General features: G+C 48.0%; 15 protein-coding genes and 1 tRNA gene. 6 read left to right on the top strand and 10 right to left on the bottom strand.

The window, feature by feature from the left end; translation table 11 throughout:
• Window positions 1–152: 152 nt before the first annotated feature.
• Window positions 153–1,430: an ATP-binding protein gene (locus tag KA369_18300; protein MBP7737935.1), complete on the bottom strand. Its 1,278-nt coding sequence runs from the start codon at window positions 1,428–1,430 to the stop codon at window positions 153–155.
• Window positions 1,431–1,432: 2 nt separating this feature from the next.
• Window positions 1,433–3,643 carry a TerB N-terminal domain-containing protein gene (locus KA369_18295; GenBank protein ID MBP7737934.1) on the bottom strand — a complete coding sequence of 737 codons (2,211 nt, stop codon included), beginning with the start codon at window positions 3,641–3,643 and terminating at the stop codon, window positions 1,433–1,435.
• Window positions 3,644–4,111: 468 nt separating this feature from the next.
• On the opposite strand from KA369_18295, the gene KA369_18290 reads away from it, so the two are divergent.
• A tRNA-Lys gene (locus KA369_18290) sits at window positions 4,112–4,182 on the top strand.
• Between the two features lie 306 nt (window positions 4,183–4,488).
• Here KA369_18290 and KA369_18285 read toward each other — a convergent pair.
• Both KA369_18285 and KA369_18280 read right to left on the bottom strand, forming a co-directional pair.
• Complete coding sequence (locus KA369_18285; protein ID MBP7737933.1) at window positions 4,489–6,177, bottom strand: cation:proton antiporter; 1,689 nt, start codon at window positions 6,175–6,177, stop codon at window positions 4,489–4,491.
• A gap of 94 nt (window positions 6,178–6,271) precedes the next feature.
• The gene (locus tag KA369_18280; GenBank protein ID MBP7737932.1) at window positions 6,272–7,126 is read right to left on the bottom strand and encodes a universal stress protein; all 855 of its coding nucleotides are present in this window, start codon (window positions 7,124–7,126) and stop codon (window positions 6,272–6,274) included.
• Between the two features lie 190 nt (window positions 7,127–7,316).
• On the opposite strand from KA369_18280, the gene KA369_18275 reads away from it, so the two are divergent.
• From KA369_18275 to KA369_18265, 3 genes are all read left to right on the top strand, one after another.
• A complete protein-coding gene (locus KA369_18275; protein MBP7737931.1) occupies window positions 7,317–7,613 on the top strand; it encodes a hypothetical protein in 297 nt (98 codons plus the stop codon).
• Window positions 7,614–7,801: 188 nt separating this feature from the next.
• A complete protein-coding gene (locus KA369_18270; GenBank protein MBP7737930.1) occupies window positions 7,802–8,209 on the top strand; it encodes a two pore domain potassium channel family protein in 408 nt (135 codons plus the stop codon).
• Between the two features lie 42 nt (window positions 8,210–8,251).
• Window positions 8,252–10,066: a cation:proton antiporter gene (locus KA369_18265; protein MBP7737929.1), complete on the top strand. Its 1,815-nt coding sequence runs from the start codon at window positions 8,252–8,254 to the stop codon at window positions 10,064–10,066.
• 75 nt (window positions 10,067–10,141) lie between these two features.
• Here the strand turns inward: KA369_18265 and KA369_18260 are convergent, their stop codons facing one another.
• The 6 genes from KA369_18260 to ispG form a co-directional block, all read right to left on the bottom strand.
• Window positions 10,142–10,636 carry a hypothetical protein gene (locus KA369_18260; protein ID MBP7737928.1) on the bottom strand — a complete coding sequence of 165 codons (495 nt, stop codon included), beginning with the start codon at window positions 10,634–10,636 and terminating at the stop codon, window positions 10,142–10,144.
• 35 nt (window positions 10,637–10,671) lie between these two features.
• Complete coding sequence (locus KA369_18255) at window positions 10,672–10,890, bottom strand: DUF3820 family protein (protein ID MBP7737927.1); 219 nt, start codon at window positions 10,888–10,890, stop codon at window positions 10,672–10,674.
• 48 nt (window positions 10,891–10,938) lie between these two features.
• Window positions 10,939–11,622 carry a hypothetical protein gene (locus KA369_18250; GenBank protein MBP7737926.1) on the bottom strand — a complete coding sequence of 228 codons (684 nt, stop codon included), beginning with the start codon at window positions 11,620–11,622 and terminating at the stop codon, window positions 10,939–10,941.
• A 158-nt stretch (window positions 11,623–11,780) separates the two neighbouring features.
• Window positions 11,781–12,590, bottom strand: a complete 810-nt coding sequence (locus tag KA369_18245; protein ID MBP7737925.1) for an undecaprenyl-diphosphate phosphatase — start codon at window positions 12,588–12,590, stop codon at window positions 11,781–11,783.
• 129 nt (window positions 12,591–12,719) lie between these two features.
• Entirely contained in the window at window positions 12,720–13,412 is a 693-nt protein-coding gene (locus tag KA369_18240) for a class I SAM-dependent methyltransferase (GenBank protein MBP7737924.1), read from the bottom strand.
• A gap of 11 nt (window positions 13,413–13,423) precedes the next feature.
• Window positions 13,424–14,506: a flavodoxin-dependent (E)-4-hydroxy-3-methylbut-2-enyl-diphosphate synthase gene (gene ispG / locus KA369_18235; protein ID MBP7737923.1), complete on the bottom strand. Its 1,083-nt coding sequence runs from the start codon at window positions 14,504–14,506 to the stop codon at window positions 13,424–13,426.
• A 189-nt stretch (window positions 14,507–14,695) separates the two neighbouring features.
• On the opposite strand from ispG, the gene KA369_18230 reads away from it, so the two are divergent.
• Together KA369_18230 and KA369_18225 are read left to right on the top strand one after the other, a co-directional pair.
• Entirely contained in the window at window positions 14,696–15,331 is a 636-nt protein-coding gene (locus tag KA369_18230; GenBank protein ID MBP7737922.1) for a MotA/TolQ/ExbB proton channel family protein, read from the top strand.
• Window positions 15,328–15,756, top strand: a complete 429-nt coding sequence (locus KA369_18225) for a biopolymer transporter ExbD (protein MBP7737921.1) — start codon at window positions 15,328–15,330, stop codon at window positions 15,754–15,756. Before KA369_18230 ends, KA369_18225 begins: the two co-directional genes overlap by 4 nt.
• The last annotated feature ends 83 nt before the right edge of the window (window positions 15,757–15,839 follow it).

The raw sequence follows: 15,839 nt of genomic DNA, 5'->3' as shown, positions 1-15,839 counted from the left end.
TTTCCTGAAGCTGTTGGAGCGGAGATGATTAAATCTTTATCAGTATTAATTATTATATCTATTGATTGATCTTGAATTGGTCGGAATGATTTCCAACCCATATCCCATATTGCTTCTTGGATTGTAGTATTTAATAATGGAAAAGAACTCATTTATAATTTTAGATTATTTAATTTTGTTATGCCATCAGAATCACTACTTTGATTGGAGTTGTTTGATGGTTCAGATAGAAATAGAAAATCCTTCCATGTTTTTTGTGGATAATTTTCAATTTGACTTAGTAAATTGACATAATTTTTTATCGCTTCTCTTGGCGAGAGAAAACTTTCAGCACCTAATCTATTAAAAATCCATTTCATAAATTCAGTTATTCCAGAATCATCAATTAGGAATTTTGAGTTATCATAATATGCAAATACATTACGTATATTACAAAAAACAGCAAATAACTCTTCTTGTGTTAAATTATTTAACTCAATAATTGGGCCAGAAAGATCTCTACATTCTGAATCAGCAAATGGATTATCTGACAATCTTGTTTTTAATGCCCCATAGCTATATAAACCTTTTGTTGGATGCCTCAAGAATTCTGGAGTTCCACCAAATAAATAGTATATACCTGATAACTGACCTTGCAAACAATCATTATAAAACTTAAGTATAGTCTCATAATTTCTTGTTCTTGTTTGACTATTTAATCTAGCAAGGACAGCCAATTCATCAATACATATTTGTAGTCCATTATATCCTGCATCTTTTATAAATTGACTTAATAATTTAATATAATCATAATAATTTTCATCTGTTATTATAGATCTGACTCCCAAATCATGCAATGCATCTGTCTTGGTTTGATATTCTCCAGATAACCATCTAATACAATTATCCATTAAACGATCATCACCAGTTATAAATCCTTCATAGTATTTGGTAACAATAGTAGAAAAATCATACCCAGAAACAAAATTCCTAATATATGATAGTTCAGATTCAATTTTATCAATTGGTACTTCTTTATTTATACCAATTTTCTTTTCAATCCATGATTCAATAATAATTTTTAATGCTCCACCATCCGGTCTAATTTTAGTAGAAAGATTCTTAATAATTTCCGAATATAAATTCTGTGCCTTGTTATCTCTTGAATATAAAACTTTTTCAGTTGTAACATCAATTTTGGTAGATATAAAATTATATTCATGAGAAATACCCATAGCTAATGTAAGAAAAAATGATTTGCCAGACCCAAATTCACCAATTATAAAACGTATTTTAGAAGCACCTTCTTTTATATCATTGAAATCTCGAATGAGTTCAGTAATTTCTTTACTTCTTCCTACCTGAATGTGTTGTAGTCCGATACGTGGAACCACCCCAGCTTTTAATGAGTCAAGTATTGCAGTTCTTTCTTTTGGTTTTATTGTATTCATAATTACCCTTCAACCACTGGTTGTTGCACTAGATAGTTTCCTTGTTCTTCATAAATTAGATAATCACCCTTTTGCCCTTCCCACCAATAATTGATCTTTTCAATTGCACTATTAAGCATTATGTTATTCTTTATCGCTAATTGCCTAAGATCTTCTCTATCCCAACTTTTCTTTTGAAGAACCAATTTAACAAACGAAGTTAATTCTTTTGGTAGCTCATAGTATTCTTCTACTGGTATGGTCTTATCCGGTTCTGTCTTCATTTCGGGTTCACTGGTAAAAACACTCGATAATATTTTTTTTACATTTTCAGTATCTTTAAGAACAGCATTAAGAACATTTTGATCAATCTTTACAGTATCCTGATCAACAATTGCTCTTTCAGGTATAATTGAACCTTCTTTATTAATTTTATCTCCTTTTCGTATTTTTGTTGCATCTTGTATAAATGAGTTTGCCTTATAATCATTGAGCATTGCATTAAATATTTCATCACTCAGCCCAAAATCTTGAAAAATTCTTTTAATTGCACGTATTTCTGACTTATCAATAACACCGTCTACTGCTGAAATCATAAATAAATACTTTCCGATTTTTTCTAAATCACTAACTTTTAATCGCTCTGATAACTTTTTTGCAATTCCTTTACCCTTAATCGCACCTACCTCTGCCAGTTGTCTTCTTTTATTAATTCTAATCTTATCATGTTCAATTGTGCAAAAATTATTTTTAATAAAATCTTCTGCCACATCAAGTTCTTCTTTATCAACTTTCAGATCTGCACTTGCGATATTAACACCTAAATCAAATAGCATCGATGCTATAGCGTAGTCTGCTTTTTGAGGAATTCCGGGATTTTCTTCCTGATAAAAAATAATAAAATCATCCCATTTATAACTATCTGAAAAATATCTAGCATCAGGCTCAATATTAAGTCCCATTTGTTCGAATGTAGAACATAAATCTTTTGATTGTTTTAAACTAAGCTTATCAGAATAACTAATATTTAAAAATTCAGCCACTTCATTAACTTTACATACTTGATTTTGCTTTTTTTCTGCAAATTCATTAAATGAATCTGCAAAGGGATGTGTATAAAGTTCCCGTAATTCTTTTGGAAGTAATAAATACAATTCATTCTCTGTTGCCTTGCCAATTTTTCGGCTGTAAAGTTTTAATTCTACAATACACTGCTCCCAAATATTGGCTAGTTTATTCTTAATTGATGTAGGAAAATAGTAGTTAAATCCTTCAACAATCGCTTTTTCACGTAGTTGATAGATAGATGATGCACAATGATGGTGGTAAGCTATCTGTTTATATTTTACTTCTGATTGAATACTATCCCACATTGGTTCAATTTTTATTAAAAAATAATCATTGAATATTTTCCCTAATTTTTCTGGAATTCTACTTCTGGGAGTATTTTCATATATAGATATAATCTGAATCAACAAATCTTTTGAAAATTCTTTATTATTTATTTTATAATATGCACCACTACTATAGATAGGTGAATAGAAATTAATTCTATTCATAAAATTATTGAGAATATTTTTTTCATCAACGCTGTAATCATTAATTGAAAGAATTAACCAAGCTATTAAACTTTCTGAATAACCTTTAAAAGAGCCATTAAAATTATACAACTGATTCAATCTAATTATTTCGAATAAAATCTCTTTATGATTTAGTTTTTCATAAATAGCTCTAAATTCTAATCCGTAAAAATAAATAAATACAAGACCAATGTCTATCTCGATATCCTTTTTACCACCTTCTAGCCAATTAATAAACTTACCTCTTGAATAAGGTGATATTAATGAATAACTTGGCCAATATCCTAAATCCTCATCTAACCCAGAAAATTCAACTTTGGCATCTCCATAGATGATATGAGGTAATTGTTCTTTTTTTGATCTTGCATCAAGATAAATCATTGGTGATACAATTGTTTTCCCAGCAATACTAACAGATTTATCATTCCCCATAAACTCTGTAGTGCTTATAACCTCTGAAACATCAGCGGAAACCCCATTGATTGATATTTTAAAATGTATATTATCTATTAGATTATTTAAAATTTCTTCTGTATCATTATTGGTTACTTTTAGAGTTTTATTATTGTTTGAATTTGAAATTTTATTCTTTTTATTATTAAGCACTATATATATGACAACGCCAATAATTATAAATGTAAGTATATACTCCATAAGCCCCCCTGCAAATAATCCGAAATACTCTTGTGAATAGATACTGAATGAATGTTATGTGAAGTTTAATCGTATGCTTAATAAAATCAAGAAGATTAAGATTTGATTTATGTGAAATATTTAGAAAGAACATATAATCTCATACAAATTAGACAATTTGCTAATAATGCAAAGTTTAAAATACACTTTTTATTACATTGATCATTCAATTCGGCATATAATATGCCTCCAGACTGCATAAGATCAACGGAGAAAGGACTTATATTGAGGAGGGTAGATGTGGTTTATTAATGGAATAAATTGGCTCTCTTATAACAAATTATAAGACAATTATTGTATGATAGAACAACAATCCGTTGACCATATATTGACCATAACGAAAACAAACTTACAACAAATGATAAAAATTTACCGTAGCGAATACCATTTTTAGTTAAATTTTAATTAAATTTTAAGCAAATGACTCATGTACCTAGCTCAATTGGCAGAGCAACTGACTCTTAATCAGTAGGTTCCGGGTTCGATTCCCGGGGTACCCACAGAAAACCCCTGATACATTCAGGGGTTTTATTTTTCATGGAATCAGTATAAAACTGATTTTTATAACGTAGCCTTATCTCATCAGGCGTACATCAGCTTGCCCCGCGGCTCGATAACAGGGCGACCCAAATCGCGGGCGTTTTCAATCCATTCATCTATCACGACACCGGCGTTGCGAAGGGCATCCTCATAACTTTCGCCGTCCGCAAGGCACATCGGCGATATAAGCGCCGTCTTCGTCGCTCCAGTAAATGATCACTTCGTATTTATAATTCTTCACAGAAAACTGGTATAATTCTATCGCATCAATCGGCCGGTTTATCGTAGAGATGGCGCCGTATGGAATTGCGTCGGATCTCCATCGACTCATGGTCCGCCCCTTCGTCGCCGGCAACCGCTTCGGCCAGGGCAACGGCCACTTCAACTTCACCGGCGGCGACCACCGTGGCCCCCGCCAGCCGGATTGCGGCGGCATCGCGGAGATGGGCGCACCGCACGAGAATCCGCAGGTCCCTGTTAAGCGACCGGGCCTGGCGCACGATCTCCGCCGCGTCCTCGACGTCCGCGGTGAGAATAAGGCTGCCGGAGGAGGCTATGCCGGCTTCATCAAGGGTCCCCGGCCGCAGCACGTCGCCGTACAGGGCATGGCAGCCGCCGGCCTTCAGGCGCCGGACCGTTTCAAGGTTCAGCTCGATCACGGTGATTTCGGCCCCGCGTTCCCTCAGCAGCCGGTGCACGGTTTTGCCGACGGGCCCGTACCCGACGATGATGCATTTATTGGGATCGATAGCCGGCGGCTCATCGGACGGCCGAATCAATCTCCCGGTCTTTGACGAAAGGCTCCGGGCGACACGGTAAATCGACGGATTGAGGGCGATCGAAATGATCGAAGCGGCGATCATGGCGTTCCAACCCGCGTCATTGATCAGTTTCATTTCCCGGGCGACCGCTCCAAGGATGAAGCTGAATTCGCCTACCTGGGAAAGGGCCGCGCCGACGGGAATGGCGGTAGAAAGGGGACGGCCAAGGATGCGCACGGTCAGCAGCGTGGAAAGGGGTTTCCCGATAAGCACAATCGACAGGACAACGCCGATCAGCAGCGGCTCTTCCATTATAGTGCGGGGCTCGAACAGCATGCCTATGGAGACGAAGAACAGCACCGCGAAGGCGTCGCGCATCGGAAGCGCATCGGCCCCGGCCCTGGCGGCGAATTCCGTCCGGCCGACCGCCAGGCCGGCAAGGAAGGCTCCCAGCGCCATGGAGACGCCGAAAATCTTCGACGAACCGACCGCTATGCCCATCGCGATCACGAGTACCGCGAGCAGGAAAAGCTCCCGGGACCGGGTGACCGCGATTCGTTCCAGCGCCCAGGGTATAACCCATCGGCCGAGCATTATAACGGAAACGACCAGTCCGATGATCTTGGCGAGGGTGACAGCGACCGCCAACCCGGTGTTGCCTTCGCCGATACCGCCGGGCGAGAAGAGGATGGGAAGCATCAGCAGGTACATGACGGTGAGAAGATCTTCCACGACCGTCCAGCCGATGGCGATATGCCCTATATGCGCGTGGAGGTCCTTTCGTTCAGCCAGGACAAAGGCCATCACGACCGTGCTCGCCACCGAGATCGCGAGTCCCAGAACGATGCCGGAGCTCCACTCCCAGCCCAGGGCCCTCAGCAGGGAAGCCAGAGCCGCGGTGGAGAAGGCGCTCTGAATGAATGCCCCGGGCACGGCGATGCGCCACACGGCCGCCAGCTCGCGGAGGTGAAAGCGAAGGCCTATGCCGAACATGAGGAGGATGACTCCGATTTCGGCGAACTGCTCGGCCACGGGCTGGTGCGCAGTGAAGCCAGGGGTAAAAGGGCCGACCGCTATGCCGGCCAGAAGGTAGCCGACTATCGGCGACAGCTTCAGCCTCAGGGCGATGTAACCAAGAATAAGCGCGGCGGCCAGGCCGCCGGTAAAAGTCAGCAATACCTGTAATTCCTGCATATTCGTTCCTGTGTAGAGAATGCCGTGATAGTCCGGCACCGTCATGGAGATCAGACGAGGCGGCCTTTCCCGGACGAGATTGCCGCAGTCCGGATCACGAATGACGGCTGCGAACCACGAGAGCGTCGCACGAAACGGATGAAACAAGCCGCTTCGCATGGCCCCCGAAAAACAATCGAGAGAGCAGACCCTGCAGCGGAGAGCCCATGACGACAAGTTCCGCATCGGATAATCGGACGAAATCCTTCAAAACCTTCGACTCGTTGCCGTATTTGATTATCATGTTGATGCGCGCCCGCTGATCCGCATTCAGGTCAACCGCGGCGATGAAGTTCGTCAGATCCCGGCGGGCCACCTGCCTCATCCGCTCCCGGTAGTCATCGACATTATCAACAGCCGAGGATCTCGGCGCGGAAAAGGCATACACGAGGGCCAGCGTCCGGCCGGGAAAAAATGACGCGGCGGCTTCCAGGGCGTCCCTCGACGCAGGCGACAGGTCCGCGGCTACGGCGATCCTGCCGTAGGGGCCCCTGAATCGCTCGGTAACGATGAGCAAAGAGGTTTTCGATTTTCGGATTAGCCGATCGACGGTTTTACCCGGCGTGAAACGCCCGAGGACCTCATTGCGCGCGACGCCGGTGACGACGAGTCCGCAGTTCATATCGTCCGCGACGCCCATGATTACCTCGCCAGGCTCGCCCTCCTGGATCAAAACGGTGACCCTGGCATTCACGTCTTTCATGTCGTCAAGGATTCTTTTCCTCGCCTTCTCGATGGCAATCCTGTTGTAATCGAGGAAGGGCAGGAAAGGAATCCGCCTGACGCTGTTGTTCTCGCTGGGCGACTCAAGGACGTGCAGCACGATGAGCTCGCAATCATGCTGTTTCGCCAGCGACACGGCGCGGTCCTGGGCACGGTCGCTGCGGGAACTGAGGTCCGTTGCAAGCAATATTTTTTCCGGCGGTCTCATCATTGGGCAACAATGTCCGGGTTTGGGGTCTATCCAGGCGCCCCATGTTCCTCATAGTGACACTCGTCATGAATCAATTGTCAATAATTTTATTAATAAGTCAATGGGACGCGCGATTATGTCGATTATTATAATGACGTATCAGAGGAATGGCAATTCCGGATAATAAATGAAAAAAGCATCAATCATAGTGGCAATCATTCTGGCGGCAGCGGCCCTTCTCCTGTCGGGATTCACGATTGATGACGACCCTTCGAAAATCACTCACAAAAAAAACATAAAAACCGCGGCAATAAAAATATCACCCGCGGCCAATAAAACAAATCAAAAAAACCTGATCGGCTGGTCCTCCCTGTCCCATCACGTCATGGGAACAAGCGGCATATGCAAAACCACTCCGTCATCGCACAATATTCAATATACAAACCTCAAATTTGACGCATGGTCCAAAGGGACCTTCTTCTAATTCATCCTTCTTTGTACATCGTCTTTCGCCGTCACTGATCAAGGCTCTTCACCCGGACCGGATAGAAGCGGGTTGCTTCTCCCGCCATGAGGGCTGAATACCGAATGAAGGTGGCGGTGCCGCACCATGATGTTTGCACGGACAAATTTCTGTCAGCGGAATAGTGAAATTTTAAATAAGGACTTAGCATGATGAAAATTAACATATGGAATATTATTAACAATCCGAGGAATATTTATTATATAATTGGCATCTATATTCTGGCCGCTATAATTTTTTCTTTCATCTATTGGTTTCTGCTCCCGCAATTCGAAGGAGCGCCCTCTCTGAAGCATAATGCCTGCGTTCAATCGGCGCTGCCGGTGACCGATTATTTTGGTTCTTTCTATTTCAGCATAACATCACAAACCACGGTCGGATACGGCGACATCATCCCGGCGACCTACGGGGCGCGGATCGTCAGCGGGGCCCAGGCTTTTTTCGGCTATTTTTATCTTGCCTTCAGCATTTCAATCTTTACATGCAAAGCCCTTGTCAAATCCACGACGTTTAAATCGTTTTTTCTTGAGCATGGAAAGGATATCGTGATGCATTAAAAATCAAAACGGGAACAACTACATCATATGAAAACACATACGATGATACACTATTTCACACTTGCCATCCTGCTGCTGCCGGCTGTTCTACAGGCCGCGGAACAGGGAGATAGCAACAGCAGCGTGATAAACGGCGTCGGCATCGCCATCCTTGCCGCAACGGTCATGGCCTATATCGGCCATCGCCTCAAGCAGCCGCTCCTCCTCGCATACCTGGCGGCGGGAATCATCATTGGGCCCGGCATAGGGTTCGGGCTGATACAGAATGCCCATGACATAGAGACAATATCGCATTTCGGCCTCATACTGCTCCTCTTCCTGATAGGCCTTGAAATCGACATCAAGAAACTGAAGGAATCAGGCGCGTCGCTGATCATAAGCGGACTCTCTCAGTTCCCCATCTCGCTGCTTATAGGTCTCGGATTTTTCCTGCTCATGGGGTACGCCCTGAACGGAAAATATGACCTGCTGTACCTTGCCGCGTGCTGCAGCTTGAGCAGCACGGCCATCGTCGTCAAGCTCCTGTACGGGAAATTCGAGCTCGATACTCTGGCCGGCAGGCTCACCCTGGGAATCCTGGTGTTCCAGGACATCTGGGCGATCCTGCTGCTGGGCATACAGCCCAACCTGGCCAATCCCGATGTGCTGCAGATCCTGCTTTCCTTCGGCAAAGGTTTTCTCCTCGTGGCCGTGAGCTTGCTCATAAGCAAGTACATCCTGCCGAAAATCTTTAAATCCGTGGCCAAGGTGCCGGAGCTCGTCCTCATATCGTCCCTGGGATGGTGCTTCCTGGTATGCGGCGCCGCTTCATTCCTGAATCTTTCCCTCGAAATGGGAGCGCTCATAGCCGGGATAGCCATATCGACGTTCCCCTACAACCTCGATGTCATCGCCAAGGTCGTCAACATCAGGGATTTCTTCGTCACTCTCTTTTTTGTCTCCCTCGGGATGCAAATACCGAATCCCCTGGCCGACATGTCCATCATGGCCGCTGCCGCCGCAATCTCGGCCTTTCTCATCCTCTCCCGTTTCGTGGCGATATTCCCGGTGCTGTACGCCCTCGGGAATGGCCTGCGGGTAAGCCTCCTGACGCCGATCAACCTTTCGCAGATCAGCGAATTTTCCCTCGTCATCGCTGCACTCGGCGTTTCGGCAGGCCATATTTCGCGGGACACCATGTCGATCATAATCTTTGTGTTCGTTATCACGTCGATCGTATCGACATACATGATCAAGTACAATGACGCGATCCAGAAAGGCGTGGCCCTGGTCCTGAAAAAAATCGGGTTCAGGGAAATCAAGACGCAGGTCCAGGAGGGGGAATCGGAACAGAGCAAGGAAATAGCCATCCTGGGGTTCTACCGCACCGCCAGCTCGCTCCTTCATGAAATAATCGACCGGGGCGGCGACGATAGGGGCGAAGCCCTCAAGGATAAGATAATAGTCGTGGATTTCAATCCGGAGATCCACGAATCCCTCCAGAGCATGGGGATCAAGGTCGTTTACGGCGACATCAGCCATCCCGACACGCTCCACCATGCCGGCATCCACGACGCGAAAATCGTGATTTCAACGATACCGGACACGATTCTGGTCGGCACCGACAACCTTCGGATCATACGGCACATCAAGGAGATCTCACCCCACGCAAAAATAATCGTTACCGCTGAAAGCATAGAGCGGGCGCTGAAAATGTACGCGGAAGGCGCGGATTACGTTTTTGTGCCGAGAGTATTGTCAGCCGGGAACATCATCCAGATGGTATCGCTAATGCTCAGCGGGAAAGAGAAAGAAATGCGGGATATCATCAGCAGCGAGGTTGAATCCCTCCGGGGCAGAAACGAGGTTATACGTTAAGGCAGCGGCAATGGGGCGCCGTTCAAAAATGCGGCGCCATGACTCCCGGATCCCAGGACCGGGAGTTTTTTCCTCTCACTGCAAAACGATCGTCTTGAATCCAGCCGGCTCGTCGGGAAATATGGCAAAGGTCCCCTTTGCCTTTCCTTTTTTAACATCGGGGTTTTTAGTGTATTGGAGCACGGGCACCTTGTAGTTCCCCGAATCGATGGTGACCGTGAAGGGGCCCGGTATTTTAGGCCGGCCTTTTTCGCTGAAGGTTATCTCGATGGTATTTTCGCCTTTCTTGAGGCAGAAAAGCTCCTTCATTTTCTTCTGCATTTCGGGGGAGAGTGTTTTAATTTGCGGGTCGTCCGCAAGAAACAGCCTGACCGATTGGGATTTCCCCCCTGTTATACGGCCTATATGAACGCCGTTGATAGTGACGGAAACATTCCGATCATAGCCCATGACATTGAGTGACGCGTCGAATTCCTTTGCCATGCACACCTTCGGGCAGGACAATAGCATTGCCGCTCCCATTAAGGCAATGATTACGCCGTAGAGTACCGCGTTAAAATATCTTTTCATCGATATATTCCTCCATTCAATTGCTCATTATTTTTTTAAAAGAATTTTTTCCTCAGCGGCTTCAACAGATGCTCCAGCCCGTTGAGCTTGATCTCGTAGAGCGTGGCCAGGAGCATCCCCAGCTCGCCCCGGGGAAACCCTTTCTGCTGAAACCAGGTCACGTAAGGCTCCGGCAGGTCGCAGAGTATACAATCCTTGTACTTGCCGAAGGGCATCCGCATCGTCACCAGCTTTAACAGGACCTCTGGATTCATAAATACGTTATCCGTGTTTTCCAATGTATCGCGTCCCCCCGCCAATAATTATCGCAACCCCGCAAGAACAGTCAATGCAAAGGTGTTGCCGGTTTTCTCTCTTTTTATAATCTTATATTTCTCCATCTTCTGGCACAGCTTGTTTATCACGGTATTGTCTATTTTGAACTCGTCCCTCAGCTCATCCTGGGGAAAGCCGGGATTCTTTTCCAGGAACTTCCGTATCTGCATTCCGGCTTCGAGCACCTCGATCATGTTATCGACGGCATTTTTATAATACGACAGATCGTTGTAGTAGCTCACTATATCGTTAAGGCTGTTCAGCTGGGCCGCGAGACCGGTAAAGGCGCAGTAATCGCCGTAATCCTCGATGCATGGTATCGCAATATCCAGCTCACGCTGCCCCTCAATATCAGAATTAGGATTCAGATCGGGATATCGCTTTTTCAGGAGCCGCAGCGCCGCGTCCTGCCACTTTTCATTCTCCTTCATCGCCTTGACCGCTTCGGACATCATTGTTTCAAACACTTCGGAAAGCGTATGGTCCAGGATGACGGCCTCCAGGCAGCAGAGGCAGGTATTGGCGCATTTGATAATATCATCACGAATGCCCGCTTCTATGGCTTTCTTTAAAAGGGGCACGGTATTGTTATAGAGCTCCACCTTCCCGGTATGGCTAAGGGTGGGTAAGGATTTTTTTATGGCTTCAATGATCTTCGGCATTTCATCCATGGAGTGTATCCCTTTGCAGTAGTAATTGCGTTATCATACAACCCAAAAGATAAAATGTCAAATGCTATCTTGTTATGCACCGATATAGAAAAGCCCTGTTTGCGCCAGGGCTTTACTTCTTATGGTCCGGCTCATTTGCCGGGTTATGCTCGTTGATGTTATCCGGCGATCAGGAGAAAATATACCAGCACCAGCACGCCCAGGACGATCCGGTAATAGCCGAAGGGCTTGAAGTCCCTGGTCGAAATGTACTTCATCAGTCCCGCTATGACGGCCAGGGCCACGATGAAGGAAACGACAAAGCCCACGGCCAGGACCAGCCATTCCTGGCCGGTCAGCATCCGGTCCGCCTTCAGCAGGGAATAAGCCGATGCCGCGGTCATCGTCGGTATGGCGAGGAAGAATGAGAATTCGGCCGCCACGACCCTGGACGTGCCCAGGAACATAGCGCCGATGATGGTGGCCGCCGAACGCGAGGTCCCCGGCACCATGGCCAGGCACTGTATGAGGCCCACCAGGAATGCCGTTTTGTAGCCGAGTTTATTCACCGAGGTTATGGTCGCTTCCCGCTTCCGTCCCTCCAGGTAGATGAGCAGAATGCCGCCGACGATCAGCGCCACGGCCACCGTGATGGGATTGAAAAGGTATTTCTTTATGGCGCCGGCGAAAACCGCGCCCAGGACCAGGGCCGGGATGACGCCGACGATGGTCTTCATCCAGAGGTCGATGATCTCGCTCCGCTTCTCCGGGGTCAGGTGGCTTCCGAAGGGAACCAGCCTCTTCCAGAAATAGACCACCACCGAGAGGATCGCCCCCAGCTGGATGACCACGTCGAATACCTTGGCAAAGGGCCCGGTAAAGTCGATGAACCTATTAATAATGATCAGGTGCCCCGTTGAGGATATGGGCAAGAATTCAGTGATCCCCTCCACGATGCCGAGTATGATTGATTTTACTATTTCGTTCATTGTTATCAATCCTGATATGTACTGTATTACCGTTCTGCATGCACAAGGAATCACCATTAGGATGAGACGCGGGAAAATAATCAAATATAATCCATGGCGCAGGGAATATTTTGCAGAATGATGATCCCCTCATTCAAGACGGAGCAATGCAACCTCCCAGAGACCCAGGCTCTTGTCCCCGTAGGTGCCCTCCCCCTCGGTGCATTTTTCGTTGATAAGCCAAATGGGTTCCGGGAAATTGAATGGCGGTTTCTCCAGGTTGATGATGCGCCAGTCCCCGGTGAGGATATCCTCGTTGGCATCGCACTCGGGGAAGGTCGTGGTGAGGAGATACTTTATAGAAGATTTTCTGATATTGGCCAGGGATTTCATGATGTCGTCGAAGGAAAGGTGCACGAAGCAATCCCTGCAGAAGAGGAGATCGGCCGCTGGCAGGGGGTCCCGTATGAGATCCAGGACCAGGAATGTTCTCCTGGCATCCCCGAACTTCCCTCTGTTCTTTTCTATAAGCTCCCCGACGATGTCACCGCCGATATAGGAGTCCACCGGCAGATCCAGGGCGCTCATCCAGCCGAAATCGCCGCAGGGAAGGTCAAGGAGAACGCGGACATCGAATTCCTTCACGATAGCAATCAGCTCTTTTCCGATTTCCGCCGTTTGACGCGGATCCGATCCCTCGCCGGATACGGAATCCTTTCCAGCCCAGTGGTTGGCGCGGTAGATATATTCAAAGGCTTCCGCCGCCGAATACCGTTCTCCCCGTTCGGCCTTTTTTCTGAAATGATTTACATCGAAGGGGACCGGATATCTCTTTTTGGCCATGGCGCGTCTTTTTACCCGATGATCTTCTCGATCTCCGCAACCAGCGCCGCCACCGCGTCGCGGTAATCAACCACCCTCACCTTGACGCCCTTCGCGAAGAGGAGGAGCCTCCCGTCGCGGATGCCGGCGAGGCCCGCGTCGGCGTCCTTCGCCTCGCCGGGGCCGTTCACCTCGCACCCCATGACAGCCACGTGGAGGGCACGCCCCTTCTCCATCATGGTCTTCTCGAATCGCGCGGTCACCGCCGCGTCGACTTCCTTTGCGAGCGCCAGGATGTCGAGGGAGGGATCGGTGCGGCCGCAGGTGGGGCACGCCACGATGCGCACCCAGGCCCGCCGCTCTCCCGCCGACTCGAGGATCTTCCGGGCCACGATGATTTCCTCCGCAGGATCGCCGGTCATCGACACCCTGATGGTGTCGCCGATCCCCTCCATGAGGAGATGGCCAATGGCCACGGAGCTCTGCACCACGCAGGAGAGGCCGTATCCGGCCTCGGTAAGCCCCACGTGGACCGGGTAGTCCCGCGTCGACGCGAAGAGCTCGTTGGCCGCCACGGTCTGCCCTATGTCCGACGACTTGATGGACACCACGATGTCGGAGAAGTTGTTCTCCTCCAGGATCGCCACGTGCTCCATGGCGGAGGCCGTCAGGCTCTCCGGCGTAACCTCCGGGAATTTTCGCCGGTCCACGGAGCCGCTGTTCACGCCGATGCGGATAGGAACGCCGCGGTCCCGCGCCGCCGCCACCACCTCGCGCACACCCGACTGATTGCCGATGTTGCCCGGGTTGATGCGCACCTTGTGGACCCCGGCGTCGATCGCGGCCAGGGCGATGCGGTGGTCGAAATGGATGTCGGCGCTGATGGGGACCGTCACGGCCGGGAGGAGCTTCTTCAATAACTCCGCGGCCTCCGCGCTCCGCAGGGCCACGCGGACGAGCTCCGCCCCTGCCGCTTCCAGGGCCCGCACCTGGGCGATCGCCTCGTCGATCCGCTCTATGGGGACGTTGGCCATGGTCTGTATTGACACCGGCGCCCCGCCGCCTATGGCGAGGGAGCCGGCCCTGACCTGCCTTGTTTTGTTTCTCCGGCGCATCATCGGCCGCATGATAGAACCCCCGGAAAAAAATTGACAAGAACTTTTTAACCGGACACGCCCAATTAATCATTTGACGAAAAGCAACAGTCCAGGACCATGAACAGGAAATACTATCATCGCTATATTCTTTGAAACAAAAAACGTCTGCCGATGTCAACTAGACATATATAACCGCGAGGTATCTTCATGGATGTTCTTACGAACAATATAATTGTTAAGGGCGGATGGGTCATGATCCCCATCATCCTGGGCTCCATCGTTGCACTGGGCCTGACCGTTGAGCGGGGCATGCTCCTCTGGAAAATCCGTCTTGACGTGAAGAGATTCACCGACAATATCTTTTCCCTCCTCGAGCGGGGCCACACCGACCTTGCCATTGAGGAGTGCGCGAAGACCGAGCATCCCATCGGGAGGGTCCTCGGCGTGGGACTGGCCCACCGCGGGGAGGACCCGGTCGAGATCGAGCGTTTCATGGAGCATACCGGCAACGAGGAGGTGGCGCACCTTGAAAAGAACATGCACCTGTTCCTGGTCATCGTCGGCGTGGAGCCGATGATGGGGTTCCTCGGCACCATTATCGGACTGATCGGCGCCTTCATGGCATGGGAAGTGGCCGGCGCCTCCGTTACCGTGGAAAAGCTCGCCGGCGGCATCTACCAGGCGATGATCACCACTGCCGGCGGCCTTAGCGTGGCCATACCCTATTATATCATCTACAGCATATACATCAACAGGATAAATACCATCGCCCGGGAGATGAACCATTACGGCGAAAAACTGGTGCACATATTAAAGAACATCTCTTCACGGAAGAAAAAATGAAGATAAAGACCAACAGCAAGCAGTTCCTGACCCTGGAATCGGTTGCCATGACCGACATCGTCATGAACATGTTCATTTTCTTTTTCATCACCTTCAGCCTCCTTTACACTTTCAATCCCCAGCAGGAATCGAAGATCAAGGTTAACCTGCCCAAAGGGATGACCATCACGAAGGTTAAAGGCGAAAATCCGCTGGTGGTGTCCGTGACCGCGAAAAACGAGATCTATGTCGCCAACAACAAGGTGACGGAGCAGATGCTTCACAAGGAGCTTGCCAAGTATTCCACGGACGCCAAGAAGAACGGCGTTATCGTCAAGGCAGACAAGCGCGCGTCGGTGGATTTTTTCGTCAAGGTCCTGGACGCGGCCAAGCAGGCCGGCCTGAACAAGGTGAGCATATCCATAGAGCTCCAGAAAAAAGACTGATCCCGGGTCGTATATTCACTTTTTTTACGCACAATAGTATTGACAGATTTATAGCCTTTCAATAAATTTACATTAGTTACACA

The organism is Spirochaetota bacterium, assembly GCA_017999915.1.
Classification (GTDB): domain Bacteria; phylum Spirochaetota; class UBA4802; order UBA4802; family UBA5550; genus RBG-16-49-21.
This window is presented reverse-complemented; position numbering and strand designations above follow the sequence as displayed.

What these genes read in the sequence shown, in the direction of transcription:
- KA369_18300 (MBP7737935.1), bottom strand. Translation starts at nt 1,430, where the DNA reads ATGAATACAATAAAACCAAAAGAAAGAACTGCAATACTTGACTCATTA.
- KA369_18295 (MBP7737934.1), bottom strand. Translation starts at nt 3,643, where the DNA reads ATGGAGTATATACTTACATTTATAATTATTGGCGTTGTCATATATATA.
- KA369_18285 (MBP7737933.1), bottom strand. Translation starts at nt 6,177, where the DNA reads ATGCAGGAATTACAGGTATTGCTGACTTTTACCGGCGGCCTGGCCGCC.
- KA369_18275 (MBP7737931.1), top strand. Translation starts at nt 7,317, where the DNA reads ATGAAAAAAGCATCAATCATAGTGGCAATCATTCTGGCGGCAGCGGCC.
- KA369_18270 (MBP7737930.1), top strand. Translation starts at nt 7,802, where the DNA reads ATGATGAAAATTAACATATGGAATATTATTAACAATCCGAGGAATATT.
- KA369_18265 (MBP7737929.1), top strand. Translation starts at nt 8,252, where the DNA reads ATGATACACTATTTCACACTTGCCATCCTGCTGCTGCCGGCTGTTCTA.
- KA369_18260 (MBP7737928.1), bottom strand. Translation starts at nt 10,636, where the DNA reads ATGAAAAGATATTTTAACGCGGTACTCTACGGCGTAATCATTGCCTTA.
- KA369_18255 (MBP7737927.1), bottom strand. Translation starts at nt 10,890, where the DNA reads ATGAATCCAGAGGTCCTGTTAAAGCTGGTGACGATGCGGATGCCCTTC.
- KA369_18250 (MBP7737926.1), bottom strand. Translation starts at nt 11,622, where the DNA reads ATGGATGAAATGCCGAAGATCATTGAAGCCATAAAAAAATCCTTACCC.
- KA369_18245 (MBP7737925.1), bottom strand. Translation starts at nt 12,590, where the DNA reads ATGAACGAAATAGTAAAATCAATCATACTCGGCATCGTGGAGGGGATC.
- KA369_18240 (MBP7737924.1), bottom strand. Translation starts at nt 13,412, where the DNA reads ATGGCCAAAAAGAGATATCCGGTCCCCTTCGATGTAAATCATTTCAGA.
- ispG (MBP7737923.1), bottom strand. Translation starts at nt 14,506, where the DNA reads ATGCGCCGGAGAAACAAAACAAGGCAGGTCAGGGCCGGCTCCCTCGCC.
- KA369_18230 (MBP7737922.1), top strand. Translation starts at nt 14,696, where the DNA reads ATGGATGTTCTTACGAACAATATAATTGTTAAGGGCGGATGGGTCATG.
- KA369_18225 (MBP7737921.1), top strand. Translation starts at nt 15,328, where the DNA reads ATGAAGATAAAGACCAACAGCAAGCAGTTCCTGACCCTGGAATCGGTT.